This is a genomic window from Mongoliibacter sp. (assembly GCF_007692705.1).
GTDB lineage: Bacteria > Bacteroidota > Bacteroidia > Cytophagales > Cyclobacteriaceae > Mongoliibacter.
Genome location: NZ_REBN01000168.1, coordinates 34,238 through 54,879 on the forward strand (window position 1 = coordinate 34,238; position 20,642 = coordinate 54,879).

A 20,642-nucleotide genomic window follows, 5' to 3' on the forward strand; every position below is an offset into this window, starting at 1 on the left:
ACTTTATAAACATGACTAAACTTTACAATTTGCGAATAATGATGCTGGCCTTGCTTTTTGGAGCAATGACGATAGCATGTACTGATGATGATGACACTCCCCCAACTCAGGATCCTAATGATGAGGTAGTTGTGTTTGAAGATGAACTTTTGGAAGGATTTATCAAAAGCGATTTGAACATTGGAGCCAATAATGATATTACTGTAGGAAGATTGGCAAATCTAACCACTTTAAATATTGCAAATACACAGGTAGCTTCTATCTCTGGTTTGGAAAAGGCCACCAACTTAGAAGTTTTGAATTTGAACTTTACCAATGTAACAGATATGTCTCCTATACAGGATCTGACAAGTCTAAAAGAATTGAATCTTTGGAATCTTGACTTAGAAGGTCAAGGTGCGGCTATACTTGATTTTGTTCAAAACCTAAACGAACTTGAGTTTTTAGATTTGAGAGAAACGCCAACTTCTGACATTTCAAGATTGGCAGGAAAATCTACTTTAAAGCACCTTAACTTAAGAGAGGCTTTTGTTTCAGATCTTTCTCCTCTCGCAGGAATGACACAACTTGAGTATTTGAACTTCAATAGATGTGGGAATATCACTGACATTTCTCCACTTGATGGAATGGTGAACCTTTATTATCTAAGTTTAAGAAATGCTGAAGTTGGTGATGAGCAATTCCAACAATTTGCACAATACACAAAATTGGTGGAGTCTAATATCAGGAATACTGGTATTACAGATATCACACCTTTAGTAGCAATCTTTGAGGCAGGTGCATTTACCCAGGAGCTATCTGATTTATATGGGAATAAAATTTCTCTTGACCTTCAAAATAATAACATCACAAATCCATGTTTGATCGCTCAGTGGGTTGATCAGTTTCCACAAGGAGAGCTAGAAGGATGGGATGGTTCCACTTGTGGCGATACAGTTGAAGCTTCTTTCTTTGAAGATGCTGGCCTTGAAGGAAGGGTGAGAGAGATCCTAGGCCTTGGTGATGAAGATGAGATCACAGAAGAATTACTTCTAACTGTGGAAGAGTTGGACCTTAGAGGTACTACTACCTCAAATATATCTGGGGTAGAGAAAATGCCAAATCTTACTTTTGTGAGATTGGATGGAACAGAGGTTTCGGACCTTACTCCGTTCAGTGAGCATACCAAAATCACTTATTTCAACATCAACACTGTTACTGGTATTACGGATATTTCCCCATTAGGCAATAATGTAGACTTAGGGACTTTGATTGCTAGAAATGTCGAGTTTGGAAATGAAGGCATGGAAACTATCGCTAAATTCAAAAACCTCTGGAGACTGAATATGCGAAATACAGCTGTGACAGATCTTTCGGTTTTGGCTGATTTGATGGAAGAAGGTGCCTTACAAAACGAAAAAGCTCCAGATGGTATCGCTATTTTAGATATAAGAGAAATTGAAGCTGATTTTTGTGTAATTGCAGCATACAGAACCGAGATCGGTGAACTTAGTGGCGGCGATTTCTCCTCATGTGATTAATCATATTTGTTTTTGTTAGATCACTTAGAGATAGCTATTTTTAAAAATCCATCAAGCCATTAGGTTTGATGGCTTTTTTTTGAAGTTCAATCCATAAATACTTAATGATTCTATTAAAAGTCTTTCTTAGAACAGTATTTACCTAGGCTTACGATATTTTTGAAATTCTATTTTTTTTTGAAAATTATCAGAACTTGGAAGAAGATTTTGTCATGCCGATTTACTAAATCTCTTTATCCTTGGGAACCCCACAGAACCACAGGGTGAAGCGATCTGCTTTGATGAGAAAAAAGGCTATTTCACCTTAAGTGAATTCAGCAATGCCATAGTGCCTGTGCTGTATTATTATGAAAAGCTAAGGCTTTGATTTGGATATTCTAAAGGTTTTTTCAGTATAACTTTTTTAAAATCTTAAACCTACCTTGATAGATTCAGGAGTGCTTTTCATAAACCCTTGCCCTGCTTTTATAGACAGCAAAATAAATAAGATTGATAGGATGTTGTAGGGAATATACAGAGTTGTACCGGGAGTCTTTAGAAATGTAAAGACAAATATGAATGACTAAAAGAATTGTAACATAAATTATTGATTTTCAGTATTTTTTGTAACTTTCCATAGGTTTTTAATCGGAATTTTCATGGGATTTCGCAAACTGAAAATATGGGGATTTTTTTTAGCGGCTATTGTAGTGGTGGGGTTTATACTTTTCCAGCAATCACAGGACAATAAAGTTCAATTGGATAATCAGGCTATCAGGAATCTGGAAATGGTTAAAACCAAGTTCTTTTCCTTTTACCATTCTTTTTTAGCAGAGCATGAAGACAGGTTTGTTCGTTATGTGATTACTGAAAAGTTGGGGGAAAATAATTTCCCAAGTGAATGGAAGGAATTTGCAGCAAGTCTTAAGTCAATCACGGGAGAACAATACAGGGAATTTAAATCCCTGAATAATAAGGATAGCTTAAATTCATCTCTTGAAATTGTTTCTAAAAATGGAGAATATGAGCTTAAGAAAATCCGCCATCCTGTAAACCCGGAGTTTTTTGAGGATGGAGAATTTAAATTCATTGATTCTGTTGGAAACCCTCCTAAAATTAATTTGACTATACCCTTGGCAAATGCTCTCAGCCTGTCTGCTCAGCATGATTTTTTCGAAAAAATTCTTTTAGCAGACGAAAATGGTGAAATCCTATACCCTTCAATGGATATAGGTAAAAAACTCTTGAAATTGACAGAAAAGGATGGATTAGACCTTCCTATTACTAAGGCTGAAATTATTCATCAAGACCAGTCGTATTTTTTGTATTACACTCCATTTTTCCTGGAAGGTGAAAAACTGATTCTTGCCGGGTTGATTAGTAAAAAACATTATGAATCGCTGGGCTTTAGAATTGATTTTAGTTATTTATCATTGTTGCTATTTCTGTTGGCGATGATGATTTTTTCCCTCCCTATCATTTCACTGTTTGGCTTTAGGCGCGGAGATGTTTTGACAAGATTCAAGGTGTTCAGTGTAGGGCTTTCTCTGTTCGGATTTATGCTTTTGATGGGGCTGGGGTTTGCGTTTGTCAAGGACCATCATCCCTACTCGGAAGAGGAGCATTCAAAGAAAAGAGAACGAATTAGTGATGAGATAGAAAAAGAGATTGATGCTAATCAGGGTTTATTGAGAAAAACATTTGGCAGTGGAGGTTTGATGGAATACCTGACAATAGATTGTCTGGGTAAGATGCAAACTCTGGTATTGGGAGATATGCAATTGCCTGGAAGAGGTTCCTTCATCAATTTGTCCGAGCGTGAATATTTTTACCATTTTTCAGGAAATAATTTCCGGGAATGCAATGACCCACAATCAATTGAGAATGAATTTTTCATAGGTAGCCATTACTCGAGAAAAGATGGAAGTCTCGAAACTGTAATCAGCAAACTTGACACATTGAATTGTGAAGTTAAAGCTGTAACATTTAAATGGAACGCATTAAAGGAGCTATCAGATAAGCATAGGTTCATTTTAGTAAAAGACAATGGGGATGTGATTTTTAAAAGTGAAAAGGTGAAAGCTCCCTTTGATAATCTCTCCCGATTACTTTCAAATGAAAACTGGCTCTTGCTCAAAAACATTATGCAATCCAACAAGGATGTTTCCCAAAAAACCGCCTGGGATTTAAATCTTCATGTGGATGGATACTCTTACATATTGAATCTTCAAAAAATCCCGGTCAGTGATTTTGACCGGTCCACATGGCTTATTTATTTACAAGATGAGCACTTAGAGCATTCCTTCTCATTTTTTGTCGTATTGGAAGCATTCGTGCTATTATCGGGTTATATACTGTTATTGTTGTTACTGGCTATTTTAAGGTGGTCATTTAGTCCAAAATCAAATTATGGACTTTGGACTGATTTTTCTTATAACCATCTCTTTCCTAGCAGGCTCAATTCGTCCTATTATTTGTTCTTGATCTTGTTATTTATGATCCTTATAATGGTGATGTTAGGAATGTACCACTTTCTTTCAGTAAATATGTTTACACTTTATTTTTTTACATTGTGTTTTATGGTTTTTTCAACTCAGGCGATTTTCATTTTTCTGGAAATGAGATGGACAGCTGGTACTTCAGCTATGGAGAAAAACATAAACAGGCTTTATGCAATAAAATTTTTAGGTTTCACTTCTTTGATAATGGTCTTTTTGGCCATTTTTTTCAAGGGCGCTATGTCAAACCCTCTCTTAGCTTTTTGTTTTGTCTTCATCTTTATTTTATTGGTCTTTGGCTGTTTTTTGCTGAAAGTATATTTTGAAAAACTTCTTTTACAATTGGAAAATGGCAATGCCAATACTTGGCTGAAGAAACAAATTCCTTGGTTAGAGACCAATCACCTTTATGCTTGGTTTTTTGTTTTATGGATTACTTTGATTGGGTTTTTTCCTGGTTATATGATTTTCTCCAAGACTTTTCAGCAAGAAAAAGAGGTTTGGCAGGCGAAATCTATAACGCTACAAGAGAATGCAGAAGGCTTTTCTTCATGGATTGGGGATTATAGCCAGAAAAGGAGAAACCTATTTACCTCTTTTCCGATCAGAGAAGATGAAGAATTATTGGAATTTGTGACTACTTCCACTGGAAATATTGATTTTTTGATCAGAAGTAAAAAGGAAAATGAACAAGATTCTAAGGAAATTAAGCAAAATGGAATTGAGTTTTTTACAGATTTAAAATTGAGGGACATTTTAAGCGTTCTGAGCTTTATTTTATTCTTTTGGATAATTTATTGGCTTAATAAAACAGTGGCTAAAAAAATGTTTTTTGCCGGAGGGATTAACCCCAAGCTAAATGAAACAATTTCTGATATTCAGTCAAGGTTGTTGGAAAAAAGAAAATCCATTCAAATGGATGATCAAGGGGAGCTTCAGTGTCGGTTTTTCTTTATTCACCGGTTGATTTCCGATGGGAATAAGGAATTGGTCGCAAAACTTTTTAAAATTGAAGTTGACGAAATCTATGGTTTTGATGGGAAGCTTATCAATGTTTTGGACCATTTTTCCCCTAAATTAGATAGGGAGTTGGAAGGATTTTTAGACAAACAAGGAACCTTAATGGTTGAGAATTTACACTGTATTGCTGATAGTAGTAAACTTCTCGAAAGGCTTTCTTACTTGATGGAGTTTTGTGAAAAGCATGACATGCTATTGGTGCTTATTTCAGGAATTTCGTGGAAACAAATGATTTCAAAGGTTGAGGGTGAACAGCAGAAACTGCATTTTTCCGAAGTTTTCAGTCCTTTTGTGTTTTCCTATATTCCCATTAAAGACAAGGATTTTTCTAAGAGTAATTTTGAGCATATCAGTAAGGTGATTGATGAAAATCCAATTATCCCACATGATGTAGAAACCAAACTGTTATTGAGACAGCGATTTTTCAAAGCTGACTACACCAATATTTGGGCAGAATTGAGTGCTGAGGAAAAGAAGGTTACTTATGAATTTGCAGTCCATGAATTTCTCAATTATGCGGCAGCACCTGTCATTGTTGAGCTGATTCAGAAGGGTATACTAGTTTATGAAGCGGGGAAAGACCGTTTTTCACTATTCAGTGACACTTTTCGGTATTTTATTTTGCTTCATATTTCAAGAGAAGAGAAGGATACCTTCAAAAAACTTGAATTAAACACTGGAAATGCGACTTCCATACAGATAGCGGTATTTAGTTTTGTACTGATTTCGGTAGCGATGATCAGCTATTTTGATAGAAGTTTTTTGGATCAAGCCACAGCATATGTAACAGGGATAGTGGGCACTTTAGGAGGAATTTATTCTGTATTTAGGAGTAAGTTCTGGAAAAATCCCGAAGTAGTCAAATGATTATTTGTGGTATAAAATTAACATCCTCAAATGCAAAAGGACTCAATAAATAGGGTTTGAACGAAAGGCTTTTAAACTAGAAATGTTCGAAAATTCTTATTAATTATTCTGTAATCTTAAAGTATTGATGTGTCTCAAAAGCTACATTTAGGGTCGATATTTTTCTATTTTGAAAATGATTTAAAGGCTACAAAAGGTAAGTTGGAAAGTGGTGAATGGACAGTGGAGTGGAATTCTTTTACAGGGAAAACTATTGTATATTTAAGAGTCAAAAATTGGAAAAAGGCGATGGAATCAAAAGTAAAATTTAAAGAACTACTTCAAATTGCAATTGAAAATTTGAAGGACTTAAGTACAGTTCAAGAACCTGATTTTAGATTAGAACAGGCTGTTTTTAATGAACACACCAAAGAGTGGGATATTGTAGTTTCATTTTTGGTAGATAACACCAATCAAAGAACCAGTCCATTTGAGCTACCAGGCTTAAAAAATCAAAGAATTTTTAAAAAACTTAAAGTTAATTCGAACAAAGAAGTACTTGGTTTTTACATATATGAAAATTAAAAAGAAGCTAATAGATACAAACGCTCTTTTACTTTTGATTGTCGGGATTATGGATGTTAGACAAATCAAAAGACACAAGCGCTTGTCAATATATGATGAACAAGATTTTTATGATTTGTTTTCTCTGATTCAGGATATAGAAAGCTTGATTGTTTTGCCAAATGTTTGGACTGAGGTAGACAACTTATTAAATAACTTTCAAGGGGATTTAAAAAGCAAATATATTTTTCAAATCTCGGAATTGATAAAAAGTTCAACAGAAAAATATTTAAAGACGATAAAGGTCATAGAGGAATATACTTTTTATGATTTGGGAATTACAGACACCTTACTCTTATCTTATGCAGATAAATGCGAGTTTTTAATCACTTCTGACTCAAAACTGTCCGATTATGCTGTTTCAAGGGGAGTTAAAGTTTATGATTTGGTACAGGAAAAAAACAAAAGACTTTGGCTATGAAACGACTGCCTAAGATGATTTTTGTATTGTGTGTTTTTACATTCTTTGGTGTACAAGCGCAATCAGCAAAGACCATTCTCATCACCTACCACTCCCAATCCGGCAAAACGGAAACCATGGCCAAGGCAGTTGCTAAAGGTGTTGAACAGGTAAATGGGGTATCATATATTCTCAAACCTGTTCAAGAAGTATTGGAAGAGGATATATTCAATGCATCAGCCATCATCTTAGGCTCCCCAGTATACAATGCCAACATGACTCCACAAGTACAGGAGTTTATCAATTCATGGCCATTTGAGGGCAGGCCTTTAAAAGATAAAATCGGAGCGGTATTCGTCACAGGAGGAGGATTTTCAATTGGGGAAGAAGCTGTTATGTTCATTATGATTCGGGCCATGATGATTCACGGGATGGTCATTGTAGGAGGAGATGCAGTGGAGGCTGCATTTGGAGCTTCGGCAGTTACTGGAGAAGGTGATTTTGCAGGGGAAGAAGTGCAGGAGATTTTTTTGAAAAAGGCTGAAGGCTTGGGAAAGAGGGTTGGAGAAATGGTTTTGAGGATTGAATAATAAATTCAAGCATTTTGTAAAATCCAACCTGCTTGATTTTCCTGAAGGAGGTCATGAATATTTTAGTAACTGTCATGGTTTTTATACGAATAAAAAAGATGTAAAAACAGTGGGTTACTCATTATACGTTTAAATAGATTAATGTAATTGGAAACCCTTGAATTTTCATTCAAAGAAATCACATTGATTGCTTTCAGACTTTCAAACGTGAAAAGCTTACCTTTACAGTAAAAATCATTCCTTTAAATAAAGCAGCAAAAATATGAAACCTATCTTTCTATTAATACCCATTTTCTTTTTTGTTTCTTCAGTTAGTTTTGGGCAATCAAAAGATGAACTGGAAATAAAAAGGTTGGAAAAGTACTGGACCGATTTGCTAGACCAAGGAGACACCACCTCATTATTGAAAATATGGACAAAGGATTATGTGGTAAACAATCCCAATGGAGAAATTGTGACCCCGGAAAAAATTGTGGGATTGATGAAAAGTGGACATGTTTTTCCCAAGGTTGAAAGGATCATTGAAAAAATCACCTTCAATCAAAATATTGCAATTGTCATGGGGAAAGAACTGCAGCAACCTCCTTCCATGACAAAAAATCAGGAAGAATGGATACCGAGAAGGTTTACCAATGTATGGATTAGGTCTGAAAATACTTGGCAATTGGTAGCCAGACAATCATCAGAAGTGTTAAATAGATGACACCATGTTAGGAGGTTTTATTTTTTTTTGGTCATGAATGACCAAATGCCCTTGACCCACCAAGTTCAAATCTTAAAACAAACACCTATCTTTGGGAGCATTAGTTTGGAATATGAAAATAGAGACCAAAATCCTTTTACTATTAACCTTAAGCATGAGTATAGCTTGTTCCCCTGAAGAGTCAACTTCTGGTTTGCCAGAAGTTCATCCGCCTGTAGCCAAAATAAAAACCCATGAAATCACGGCCAAACATGGCCATGTTCGCACAGACAATTACTATTGGCTCAATGACCGTGAAAATCAGGAAGTAATAGATTACCTGAATGCTGAAAATGCTTATATGGATACCATGTTGGCCCATACGAAGGGTTTTCAAGATCAACTTTTCAAGGAAATGAGAAGCCGTATCAAAGAAGATGATGCTTCAGTGCCTTACAAATTGGATGATTACTACTATTATTCCCGATATGTAGAAGGGGGTGAATATCCAATTTATGCAAGAAAAAAGGGCTCTCTTGATGCAGAAGAGCAGATCATCATGGATGGGAATGAATTGGGCAAAGGAAAGTCTTTCCTCAATTTCTTTACTTCTGTCAGTCATGACCATAATCTTGTGGCTATTATCATGGATACGCAAGGCCGGAATTTTTATAATGTGATGATCAAAGATTTGCGGACAGGCGAAATCCTTCCGGATAAGATCGAAGACATCAGAAGTTCTGCTGTATGGACCAAAGACAATAAGTCTTTTTATTATTCCATTCCGGATACCGAAACGCTTCGAAATTATCAGGTAAAAAGACATATCATCGGACAAGATCCTTCACAAGATGAAGTGGTGTTCGAGGAAAAAGACCAAACCCTTAATTGTGGGGTAGGAATCACCAAATCCAAGGAATATATAATCATTGGTTCAGGTAGAACCGATGCTTCGTATGCCTACTTTATAGATGCCAATAAGCCCGGTAAACCTAAACTGATTGCTCCTATAGAGGACAATGTGCAGTATAGTGTAGACCATGCCGGGGGAGATGATTTCTTTATCCATACCAATAAAGATGCAGTCAACTACCGTCTGGTAAAAGCGCCCATATCGAATCCGGTTAAGGAAAATTGGAAGAATGTCATTCCAAACAGAACTGATGTTTTTCTTGAAAATGTAGACTATTTCAAAGATTACATGGCAGTTGAAGAGACAAAGGAAGGTCTCGCCAAAATCAGAATTGTCAAATATGCAGGCAATTCAGAGCATGAGATTGAATTTGATGAACCTGCCTATTCAGCCGGTTTGGGTTATAACCCCGCTTTTGATACAGATATAGTCAGGTACTCGTACACTTCTATGACGACCCCTAACTCTGTGTATGATTATAACATGGAAAGCAGGGAAAAGGAATTGATGAAAGAGCAGCCTGTGTTGGGTGATTTTGATAAAAATAATTACCAGACAGAAAGGGTCATGGTTACTGCAAGAGATGGTAAAAGAGTCCCGATGTCAATAGTATATAGAAAAGATAAATTCAAGAGGGATGGCAGCATGCCCGGCTGGATTTATGCCTATGGTTCTTATGGCTATTCCATGGATGCTTCTTTCAGTTCAGCAAGATTAAGTTTGCTGGATAGGGGGATGGTGTATGCTATTGCCCATATACGAGGTGGACAAGAGATGGGAGGTGACTGGTATGAAGATGGAAAGATGATGAATAAAAAGAACTCTTTTTATGATTTCATTGATTGTTCCAAATGGCTTCAGGAAAATGGTTATGTAGCCAAAGATAAACTTTTTGCTTCAGGTGGAAGTGCTGGAGGATTGCTGATGGGAGGGATTCTGAACATGGCTCCAGAAGTTTACAGGGGAGTAATTGCTGCAGTAGCTTTTGTAGATGTAGTGACAACTATGATGGATGAATCCATTCCGCTAACCACTTTTGAATGGCTGGAATGGGGTAATCCAAACATTCAGGAGCAATACGAATACATGCTCTCGTATTCTCCCTATGACAATGTGGAGGCTAAAGATTATCCCCATATTTTAGCGACTACAGGCTTGCATGACTCACAGGTTCAATACTGGGAACCGGCCAAGTGGGTAGCCAAACTCCGAACCATGAAGACGGATAACAATAACCTCTTTCTTTACACCAATATGGATGCAGGACATGGAGGTGCAAGTGGGAGGTTTGAGCGTCTCAAAGAAGTTGCAAGGGAATATGCTTTTGTCTTTGATATTTTAGGAATCTCAAAATAAACCATCAATTCAATGCAGCTGCCTGAAATATATTTTAACTTAGTATATATATCAGCAGAGGCAGTCAAAAAAAATATTCCAGATATTTTAGTACTGTTAAAATGAAAAGCGTTTTTACCATTCTGCTCTTGGTGCTTTCCAATACCTTTATGACATTCGCATGGTATGGGCACCTCAAATTCAAAGAATTAAAATGGTTTGAAAATCTTGGTTTGATTTCCATAGTGCTGATCAGTTGGGGGAATGCATTCTTTGAGTATATTTTCCAAGTTCCTGCAAATAGAATAGGTTTTAGTGAAAACGGAGGTCCTTTTTCACTGGTAGAACTCAAAGTATTGCAGGGGGTAATCACATTGGTGGTTTTTATGGTTTTTACATTTCTTTTTTTCAAAAACGAGAGCATCAAGGTTAATCACCTTATAGGTTTTGGATTCCTGATCCTCGCCGTTTACTTTATCTTTAAAAAATGAAAATTTCAATTCAAGGTATTCCAGGTTCATTTCATCATCAAGTAGCACTTCAATATTTTGGTGAGGACTCTGAAATATTGAATCACAAGACATTTGAGGAAGTGGCCAAAAGTGTCAGAACAGAAGAAACGCAGTTTGGGGTGATGGCTATAGAAAATTCCATTGCAGGGGCGATTTTGCCTAATTATGAGTTGATTGACAGATACAGTCTACACATTTTTGAAGAGTTTTACCTTCCTATATCACACAACCTCATGTGTCTTCCTGATCAAAAGATCGAAGATTTAAAAGTAGTCAGATCCCATCCCATGGCACTTTTGCAATGTAAAAGTTTTTTTCAGTCCCTTCCTGATATCACATTGGTGGATGATGTGGATACGGCAACTGTTGCCAAGCGTATTCATGATGAAAAGTTGGTTGGTGTTGGGGCAATTGCCAGTAATATCGCCGCAGAAATCTATGGGCTTGAAATATTAGCTACCGACATTCAGACAGTTCAAAATAATTTCACGAGATTTATATTACTCCAGAAAGAAAAATCTGTACCCACCTCTATTCCCAATAAAGCCTCATTTAAAGTGACCATCAGTAATGAGAGAGGGAGTTTGGCTCTGCTACTTACACAAATGAGTGAGTTGGGTCTGAATCTCTCTAAGATTCAATCAATCCCTGTAATTGAGAATCCCTGGAACTATTCCTTCTTTATAGATACGCAATTTGAGGATTATAATCAATATCTTAAGGCCATTGAATCAATTATAAAAAGTGGAGGAGAGGTAAAGGTATTTGGGGAATATCAGAGCGGAAAGTAAGGAATAAATATGAAGGGATTTGCAAAAAGCGTCAGTGCTGTTGAGGAATATTATTTTTCCAAAAAATTAAAAGAAGTTAACCGCTTAATTCAAGAAGGTAAACCCATTATCAATATGGGTATTGGAAGTCCTGATTTGGCACCGCACCCAACTGTAGTTGATGCCCTGAAACATACAGCCTCTCAAGGTTCTAGTCATGGCTATCAAGGCTATCAGGGAATCTTTGGCTTGAGAAAGGCTGTTGCGGATTTTTATAAAGAGCATTACGCTGTCATTCTCAACCCCGATGCAGAAATACTTCCCCTCATGGGTTCTAAAGAAGGGATCATGCATGTTACCATGACTTTTTTGGAAAAAGGAGACGGTGTTTTGGTTCCTGATCCTGGTTATCCGACCTACTCTTCTGTTTCAAAACTAATGGGTATTAAGGTTCATCCTTATGTATTGAATGCAGCAAATGGTTGGTATCCTGATTTTGAAGCGCTCGAAAAGCAGGACCTTTCCAATATCAAATTGATGTGGTGTAATTATCCACATATGCCCTCTGGAGCTAAAGCGGACTTAAGCGTTTTCGAAAAACTTGTAAAGTTTGCGCAGAAGCATAATTTGGTACTTGTTCATGATAACCCTTACAGTTTCATCTTGGAAAATGAACCTAAAAGTATTTTTCAAATCGAAGGGGCCAAAGATGTAGCTTTAGAGCTGAACTCACTTAGCAAATCTTCCAATATGGCAGGATGGCGTGTAGGGATGCTGTTGGGTAGAAAGGATTGGATTCAGGCTGTCACCAAAGTCAAAAGCAATATGGATTCCGGGATGTTTTTAGGCCTACAAAAAGGAGCTATCGAAGCGCTCAGCTTGGGTGCTGATTGGTATACTACACTCAATGAAATCTATGTAAAAAGAAGGGAACTGGTTTGGGAACTGGCAAGCAAGATGGAATTGGAATTTGAAAAAGAAAGTGCAGGGATGTTTGTCTGGGCTAAGTTGCCTGAAAACATGACAGCAATGGGATTTGTAGATAAAATGCTTTATGAAAAGGATATTTTTCTTGCTCCAGGAGATATCTTTGGGAAAAATGGGCTGGGATATGTCCGATTTTCACTATGCCTTCCTGAGGAAAAAATACAAGAGGCCATATCCAGAATTTAATCAATTAAACCTATAAACTGAAAATGAAAAAAATACATCTTATTGGATTGGGGCTCTTGGGAGGGTCTTTCTCACTGGCACTTAGAAAAGTTATGCCAGAAATCACCTTCACAGGCTTTGATGCCAATACAAAACATATGGAAGATGCTCGTACTTTGGGGATCATCGATGAAGCTTCAGAAGAAATTCCCGAGGATGCCGATGTGGTTATTTTAGCTACACCAGTAGATACACTGGAAGACCTTTTGGTGAAATCATTGGAGCAAATCAAAGAAAACACTTTAGTGATCGATTTCGGTTCGACCAAAAATGCCCTTTGTCAAACAGTAGCCAATCATCCCAAAAGGTCCCAATATTTAGCAGGACACCCTATAGCAGGAACAGAATATTCTGGTCCCAAAGCTGCCAAAGAGGACCTTTTGGAAAAGAAAGTGTTCATCATCTGTGAAATGGAAAAAACAGATGTACACCTCAAAGGAATGGCCTACGATATTTTTGAGGCATTGAATATGAAATTGAGGTTTATGGATCCCGAAGAGCATGACCGTCAACTTGCTTTTGTATCCCACCTCTCTCACATTTCTTCTTTTATGTTGGGAAAAACAGTGCTCGACAAGATGGAGGACGACAGGAATATTTTTGATATGGCGGGAAGTGGTTTCGCTTCTACAGTACGTTTGGCTAAAAGTTCTCCGGGAATGTGGGCTCCAATCATGAAAGCCAACAAAGAGAATATTTTAGAATCCTTGGATGCGTACATAACGAATCTTCAAGAATTTAGAAATAAGATATCTGAGGAGCAAACTTCAGCTTTGCACTCTGAAATGACAGACATCAATAAAATCGGTGAGATTTTGGATTTAGGGAAATAGTGGCAGCTTTATTTTATGCTTGTCAACGATAGTAATGTCAATTTGCCATTTATAGAAAGGGAATGTCATTGCATGGGCGACATTCTGATTCATAAAAATTGGTGTTTACAGAAAGGAAATGACAACTGTTACTGCGTCATTCTGACGTAGGAAGAATCTCCTACCTTTTATACTTGGAACTCTCCGAAACCATCGGGGTAGGCTTTCGCTACACTCTGGGTGACGACCCCTACAATCATGTAATTGATATTGAGATGGATTTGCTGAATTGGAAAATAGAATCAGTATTTAAGTTAAAAATTGTAAAAGTTGAAATACTGGAGGACTTTTTGAAATACTTTACGTCATGAGTTTGTCCAGTTCCCGGTTGGGTAACTGATAATAATTTGGCTAAATTTAATGTACCATGAAACAGATCATTTTCTTAATTCCAATGTTCTTGCTTACCTTAGGATTGATGGCACAGAACCAAGTGATAGAAGTAGAGGGGAAAAGTGAAATACGCATCATGCCTGATGAGGCGCTGATACTTCTCTCCTTAAATGAAAAAGCGATGAAAGTGGCGGATGCCACAAATGCACTCAATAAAAAAACTAAATCCATAGAAGATGCGCTAAAAAAATCCGGTGTCAAGGATTATGAATTTTTTGTAGACAATTACTATGTAGGTGTCAATAGGGTGTATGGAAGAAACAGCAGCAAAGACAGCGGTTACGTTGCTTCCCAAACGTTAAGGGTTAGGGTAAAAAGTATAGAAAAGGATTTGGTGAAAATCACAGAAACACTACATCAAACAGCAGACATGGGTTTCAATGTTCAGTTTTCTGTCTCTGACAGACTACGCAAAGAGTCGGAAAAAGAATTAATTGAACTTGCGGTGGCTGATGCCAGATCAAAAGCTGAAATCATTGCAAACTCCTTAGGTATTGCTGATATAAAAGTACACCGTGTCAGCTACGGCAATACACAGAAGGATTTCTTTCCTATGGCAAGGGAGTCAAAAATGATGATGGCAATGGATGTGGCAGAAGAAAGAACCGAAGCTACTTTCAGACCTGAAGAAAGAAAGTTAAATGATAATGTGACGGTCTCCTTCTCTTTTGAGAATTGAGGAAATATCAATCAACATAAAAATACAAAACCATCTTCGGATGGTTTTTTTGTTTTTTATTTTATCAAAAACTCTGATAAAGTAAAGGAGTTTCCAAAATACAAAAAGAATTTTTATTCTTGGATAAATACAACTGTTATTGATATTCTTAAATTATATCGAAAAATAAAATTGAAATTAACGTAAAAATACCCTGTACAGGGTATTTTTTTGTAAGTCAGCGTTGAGTACTTTTACCTCGGGTGATTAAGCAACTTTTCAGACAATTTTTTCTGGAGAACAAAAAAACCTTGGGCAGGATTTGACTAACAATTTTTTTAACTGCCCTATTTTCTTTCTCTTACCACTCATCAAATGTGTTTTTATATCTGAGTTACATAGGTTAAATTTCTTTGCTTAATTCAATCAATCTAAATATGAAAAGATCAATATTGCTGATTACCCTCATAGCTTTAAGTATGCAATCGCAACTTTCAGCACAGCAGGAAATAAATTTGGATAAAGTCACAGATGCCTATTTCCAAAAGGGAATTGGAATCTTAAATGATATCCTAAGTATGCCCAATGATTCTAATATACCCGAGCAATTGGTTGCCAATGTAGCCTGGTGCGAAGAAAACCTGCAGCAAAGAGGCTGGATTACCAAAAAGCTTGAAACCCCTGGAGCGCCATTGGTACTGGGACATAAAGAGGTGCCAAATGCGGAAAAGACTGTTCTCTTTTACTTTCATATTGATGGGCAGCCTGTAGACAGAAAGAGGTGGGACCAGGAAGATCCTTATAAGCCAGTGCTCAAAAAAATGAATGCGCAAGGCAAGTGGGAACAGATTCCTATGAGTAGGTTGGATTCAGAATATGATGAGGAGTGGAGAATCTTTGCCCGTTCATCTTCTGATGATAAGGGTCCTTTTGCCATGTTTTTGACAGCATGGGATGCCATGGTGGAAAATGGGCTAATGAGCAATTATAACATCAAAGTGATTTTGGATTTCGAAGAAGAAATTGGTTCTCCTAATCTTCCCGTTGCTGTAAACAAGTACAAAGATGACCTCAAAGCTGATATGATGTTGATCATGGATGGACCAAGACACTTGAGCAATAAGCCTACTTTAAGTTTTGGGGCTAGGGGAATTTCCCAAATTACTTTGACAACTTATGGGCCAAGAGCAGCCCAACATAGTGGCCATTATGGGAATTATGCTCCAAATCCGGCATTCAGAATGGCCCAATTGCTGGCGTCCATGAAAGATGATGATGGCAGGGTAATTATTCCAGGGTATTATGATGGAATTACCCTAACCCAAACAGAAAAAGATATCCTTTCCCAAGTGCCGGATGACGAGACAGAAATCAAAAAGAAAATCGGAATAGGTACAACTGATAAAGTAGGGACTACCTACCAAGAATCTTTACAATACCCTTCCCTGAATATCAGAGGGCTTTCTTCTGGTTGGGTAGGAGATGAAGTTAGGACTATAGTGCCAGCCGATGCAACTGCTGAGATTGATATCAGGTTGGTACCTGAATCTGATCCTGAGAGGCTCTTTTCCCTGATCAGAAAGCATATTGAAGACCAGGGATACCATGTTTTGGATACAGAACCTACGGATGCAGAGCGAGAAAATTATCCAAAATTGATCAAATGGGAGGGAAGTATTTCATATCAGGCTTTCAGAACTCCTTTTGATTCTGAACCTGGTGTTTGGTTGAACAAGGCCTATGTCAGAGCCTTTGGAGAGGAGCCTATCCGCAAAAGAATCAGTGGTGGTTCATTACCGATTTCACCTTTTGTGGAGGCATTGGATAATATTCCTGCAGTGACAGTTACTACTGTGAATTCTGACAATAATCAGCATGGACCCAATGAAAATATCAGGTTGGGTAATTATAAAGAGGGTATCAAAACCGCATTGGCAATTTTGACCCAGCCTTTGTAATAAGTTCGAAAATAAAAAAACAAATCCCCGTCAGATTAGATTTGACGGGGATATTTTTTTTAAAGAAATACAATAGAAATACGCTATTGCGAAATATAGTAGAAATAGGGTCTGTAATTGAACGGGTCAATAATTCCGAACTAAATTGAAAGATAAGTTCTAAACAAATTTACTATTTTGACAAGAGACAGATCAGGTTTTATGCAGAACAATAATGCTGATCTGAAGCCTCGATGCTGAGATATATTTCGCCGAAGGCATATTTCAATCTTATTTTACGAATTATATTTCGGATTTTATGAGAACCGCATATTTCTCAACGTCATCAATTCCTGCCTTTTATAAATTCTTGAAAATATTGATCAGCTTCCTCTTTTTCTAAAACACCATCAAACACAACCAAACCATATTGTAATTGATATTCTTTACCTACTTCCAGCAACCAAGAATCATGTCTCGTAGGTGTAAAATTGATAAAAACATTCCCCTGCCCACCTTCAGCATCTTCCTCCCAGGTCCTGATAGGCTCAGGATGAGTTTTGTTTTGAGGATGGCTCATGATCAATAATCCACAGTCTTTTTCTGGAGATAAGCCAGGTCCTTGCACCAGCAACCATTCCGCCAAACTTCCATCTGCCTCAGCCCTATTTTTTCCTTCTGAAGTCAAGATTCGACTATTATTCCCACCCCAGTCTGCTCTTGCCCTAAAACCTAACCCCCCACCATACCTGTATTGCTCCAAAAGCACATTCTGGTTTTGAGGGGATAGTTTGCTGGTATAGTCTACCTGGTAAGAATTATCTTTCGGTGCATGCACCCGAATAACCAGCTCCTCAAGCAGGGCTGTTCTATAAGTTCCATTACCCATGATTTCCTGATGATCTTGTCTCACTTTTATTTCCACATAATTTTCTCCTTCGGTGATTGAAAGTAATGAGTCAAATTCAACCCTTCCTGTTAGGTCTCCAATATTCCAGAAGTCCACTTGCCTTCCAGCGATATTGGTCTTGGTCCAAGGCCCCCATATCCCATAATGATGATAATGGTCTTCCGGATGTATCCGGGTAAGGGTTTCCCCCGAAAGGGTATTCAAAGGATGTATAAAACCGGATTTGGAAAGTGCATTGTCAACTCCATCAGGAACAAATGCTTTTTGGGTCTGATAGAAAAGCAAGAGTTGTGTGTTATTATAGATTCCAATCCCCTTTTCCTCCATTTGGATATGAAGCCCTTGGCATATAGCCAAGGAGACTTGAAGTGAAAATACTATTCCAGTAAAAAAAACCTTTTTATTCATTCCTTAATTTACTGGTAATTCAGTAATAAGCCCAATTTATTTGAAATGAATGGGCTTATCACATTATCAATCCAGTTAAAGATTTTATTTGGGCAGTGCCAAAAGATTTTGGTATTATGAAAAAAAAATCCACCATGAAGACAACGAATAAAATTCAAGCATTTTTGATGTTTCTCTTATTTTTGATTTTTTCTTTTCCCTTGCTTAGCCAAGACCTCAAGCTGAGTACTGCTCAGAAGGCCGCGATGGATTTTCTTGAAAATCAGGAAAAGCGCTCAGCGGAAATGCTGGTAGAAATCGGAGGTATTATCAGCCCCTCTGGAATGGAAATGAAAAGAGCTGAAAAGGTCGCCGATTACATGAAAGCAATAGGCCTGTCTCATGTTGAGGTGGATCAACTTCCCAATGCTATAGGTGTAATCCCTGGTAAAACAGATAATGTATTGGTTTTCATCAGCACCTTGGATGATCTGGAAACAGTGGCCTTACATCAAAAAGCATCTGGGAACGCCCCAGTTATTGAAGGGGATAAAGTCATAGGGCCAGGTACCAATACAAGCTCGATAACAGTGTCTATGCTCTTGGCTGCCGAGGCTATTGTAAAATCAGGACAGCAGCCCAAGCATACTTTGGTATTTGCAGCAGTGGCACAGGAAGAGACCGGCCTGAAAGGGATGCATGCAATTTATGAAAAGTACAAAGACAGGAGTATTGGCTTTGTGGATATACTGGGAGATGGGAGAAATATCAGCTATGGTGCTATGGGCATACACTGGTACAAAGTCAGGGCTTTTGGGCCAGCTGGCCATACGCTAAGGGGAGGACTTCCCAATGTCAATCAGGCCATGGCCAAAGCCATTGACCGTATTTTCCAAATGGATTACAAAGAGGACAGGACAGTAGTCAATGTATCCATTATAGAAAGTGGTAAAGTGTTTAACCATAAACCGGAAGAAGCTTGGTTTTCCCTGGATATGAGAAGTCTGAACAATGCCACTTTAGCCGAAATGGAGTCTAAGGTTAAAGAAATCCTTTCCGATGTAATGGAGGAAACCAAGATAGAAATGAAGCTGGAACCTTACCAAATCACGCCAGGAGGACAGATCCCAAATGTCCTGCAAACGCCTTTGGTTCTCCGTGCGCAAGAAGTAAGCAGATTTCTGGGTTTTGAACCTAACATGTCTAATGCTGGTAGCAGCAATATGAACATCGCCATTGCGGGGGGAACTTCCGCCATTGGATTGGGAGGAGAAAGAGGTGGTCAAAGGGGATTTCCCGATGAGTGGGCTTCCATTCCCAATATGATTACAGCTGCTAAGCATGTTTTCCTTTTGGGTAGCTATGATTGGTAGGCTTGATTGATAGATTTTGCTCTTTAAAACTGGTGAAATATTATCCTTGCCACCCAATGCAGCAGGGGCTTCACCTGGTTTAAAGCTTAGCGATTCATCCAATGATAATTGTGTGGAAGAATGTGCTTACTTAGTCAATCCAAATTCTGTTGAACCTAAGCGGCTCTTCGATTTCATCAAGAATTCTGAATTGGATAGTGTAATAACCTGTCGTTTTAAATTCCATTTCTCCCAAAGCAAGATCCACAAACTCTTCCGTATAATAGTTTTGGTTTGGTTCTACCACCACTTTACTTGTAGGCGATAAATTGATTTTGTGTTTTTGATCAGCAATAATCACCTCAGCCTTTAATTCTTTTTCGCTTGGATTGGCAAATGAAATACTCATTTTTTTCTTGCCTGCTTCGGAAACATAGACCTTCCAACTGATATTTTGATCCTTTTTCAAATTGAGGTGCTCTGGGGAAACCATTCGATTTACAGTTTCAAGTCGATTGATTTCCATATTTTCTTCCAATATATTCCCAGCATGCAAGGCTATGCCTCCGAAGGTAGATTCAGCTGCCACTTCTTTATCCAGTATTACATTTTCATCAAACTCCAGTACCACTACCGATACAAAAGCATCCGGTTGTCTAATAGGTAATTGGATGTGAAGCATTGGGCCAGATTGGGTAAAATTCAAGGGTTTTTGAAGCTTGTCAGCCAGGAGATAGGCTTTTTTCGGATTTGAAGTGATTCCACTTAGCCTTAGATTTTTATCCAATGGCCAATTAAATACGTGGAGAAAAACCTTCTCAGTACCTTGTTCTTTTTTAATCGTAAGCTTTCCCCAATCATGTTGCTTTGGTCTCAAATCCAATCCTCCTGCACCATAAATGGCTTCTCCATTGATTTCTAGCCACCTTCCCATGTCCTCTAACCTTGATACAGATTCATACGGAAGGCCGCCATCTGCTCTTGGACCAATATTGAGCATAAAATTACCGTTGAGGCTGACATTGTTGATCAATGCCTGGAGCAATTGATTGGTGGATTTCCAATCGTTTTCCAAGGCGTGATATCCCCATGAGTGGGCAATAGTACCAGGTGTCTGCCAAGGATTCTTTTGATAAACAGCCCCCAATTGATTGTCTCCCAATGTTTCATAATCTATATCGGGATCACTGACAGGAAGACCTAAGCGGGAATTGATCAGGCAATTGGGTTGA

Annotated in this window: 16 protein-coding genes; 14 read left to right on the forward strand and 2 right to left on the reverse strand. The window is 37.9% G+C overall.

The features are described from left to right. Positions 1–11: 11 nt before the first annotated feature. The 13 genes from EA341_RS11430 (at position 12) to EA341_RS11490 (ending at position 16,782) form a co-directional block, all read left to right on the forward strand. On the forward strand, positions 12–1,520 hold the full coding sequence (locus EA341_RS11430) for a leucine-rich repeat domain-containing protein (RefSeq protein WP_293014368.1): 1,509 nt from the start codon (positions 12–14) through the stop codon (positions 1,518–1,520). A gap of 638 nt (positions 1,521–2,158) precedes the next feature. Further along, a complete protein-coding gene (locus EA341_RS11435; protein ID WP_293014371.1) occupies positions 2,159–5,884 on the forward strand; it encodes a hypothetical protein in 3,726 nt (1,241 codons plus the stop codon). A gap of 129 nt (positions 5,885–6,013) precedes the next feature. Continuing rightward, on the forward strand, positions 6,014–6,448 hold the full coding sequence (locus EA341_RS11440; RefSeq protein WP_293014379.1) for a hypothetical protein: 435 nt from the start codon (positions 6,014–6,016) through the stop codon (positions 6,446–6,448). Beyond that, complete coding sequence (locus tag EA341_RS11445) at positions 6,438–6,908, forward strand: hypothetical protein (protein ID WP_293014383.1); 471 nt, start codon at positions 6,438–6,440, stop codon at positions 6,906–6,908. Before EA341_RS11440 ends, EA341_RS11445 begins: the two co-directional genes overlap by 11 nt. After that, positions 6,905–7,477, forward strand: a complete 573-nt coding sequence (locus tag EA341_RS11450; RefSeq protein WP_293014386.1) for a flavodoxin family protein — start codon at positions 6,905–6,907, stop codon at positions 7,475–7,477. Before EA341_RS11445 ends, EA341_RS11450 begins: the two co-directional genes overlap by 4 nt. 262 nt (positions 7,478–7,739) lie before the next feature. Next, a complete protein-coding gene (locus EA341_RS11455; RefSeq protein ID WP_293014389.1) occupies positions 7,740–8,180 on the forward strand; it encodes a nuclear transport factor 2 family protein in 441 nt (146 codons plus the stop codon). Positions 8,181–8,334: 154 nt separating this feature from the next. Next, positions 8,335–10,428: a S9 family peptidase gene (locus EA341_RS11460; RefSeq protein WP_293014392.1), complete on the forward strand. Its 2,094-nt coding sequence runs from the start codon at positions 8,335–8,337 to the stop codon at positions 10,426–10,428. Between the two features lie 101 nt (positions 10,429–10,529). Then, on the forward strand, positions 10,530–10,898 hold the full coding sequence (locus EA341_RS11465) for a DMT family protein (protein WP_293014395.1): 369 nt from the start codon (positions 10,530–10,532) through the stop codon (positions 10,896–10,898). Further along, positions 10,895–11,710 carry a prephenate dehydratase gene (locus EA341_RS11470; RefSeq protein ID WP_293014397.1) on the forward strand — a complete coding sequence of 272 codons (816 nt, stop codon included), beginning with the start codon at positions 10,895–10,897 and terminating at the stop codon, positions 11,708–11,710. The genes EA341_RS11465 and EA341_RS11470 overlap by 4 nt, the downstream gene beginning before the upstream one ends. 9 nt (positions 11,711–11,719) lie before the next feature. Next, on the forward strand, positions 11,720–12,862 hold the full coding sequence (locus tag EA341_RS11475) for an aminotransferase class I/II-fold pyridoxal phosphate-dependent enzyme (RefSeq protein WP_293014399.1): 1,143 nt from the start codon (positions 11,720–11,722) through the stop codon (positions 12,860–12,862). A gap of 23 nt (positions 12,863–12,885) precedes the next feature. Next, positions 12,886–13,734, forward strand: coding sequence for a prephenate dehydrogenase (locus EA341_RS11480; protein WP_293014402.1), 849 nt, complete (start codon positions 12,886–12,888; stop codon positions 13,732–13,734). Between the two features lie 406 nt (positions 13,735–14,140). Continuing rightward, positions 14,141–14,845: an SIMPL domain-containing protein gene (locus tag EA341_RS11485; RefSeq protein WP_293014404.1), complete on the forward strand. Its 705-nt coding sequence runs from the start codon at positions 14,141–14,143 to the stop codon at positions 14,843–14,845. Between the two features lie 416 nt (positions 14,846–15,261). Beyond that, positions 15,262–16,782 carry a M20/M25/M40 family metallo-hydrolase gene (locus tag EA341_RS11490; protein ID WP_293014407.1) on the forward strand — a complete coding sequence of 507 codons (1,521 nt, stop codon included), beginning with the start codon at positions 15,262–15,264 and terminating at the stop codon, positions 16,780–16,782. Positions 16,783–17,107: 325 nt separating this feature from the next. On the opposite strand, the gene EA341_RS11495 is transcribed toward EA341_RS11490, so the two are convergent. Then, the gene (locus tag EA341_RS11495) at positions 17,108–18,079 is read right to left on the reverse strand and encodes a PmoA family protein (protein WP_293014410.1); all 972 of its coding nucleotides are present in this window, start codon (positions 18,077–18,079) and stop codon (positions 17,108–17,110) included. 116 nt (positions 18,080–18,195) lie between these two features. On the opposite strand from EA341_RS11495, the gene EA341_RS11500 reads away from it, so the two are divergent. After that, complete coding sequence (locus tag EA341_RS11500; RefSeq protein WP_293014412.1) at positions 18,196–19,431, forward strand: M20/M25/M40 family metallo-hydrolase; 1,236 nt, start codon at positions 18,196–18,198, stop codon at positions 19,429–19,431. 130 nt (positions 19,432–19,561) lie between these two features. Here EA341_RS11500 and EA341_RS11505 read toward each other — a convergent pair. Next, positions 19,562–20,642, reverse strand: a 1,081-nt coding sequence (locus EA341_RS11505) for an alpha-L-fucosidase (protein WP_293014415.1), incomplete at its 5' end; no start/stop codon positions are given.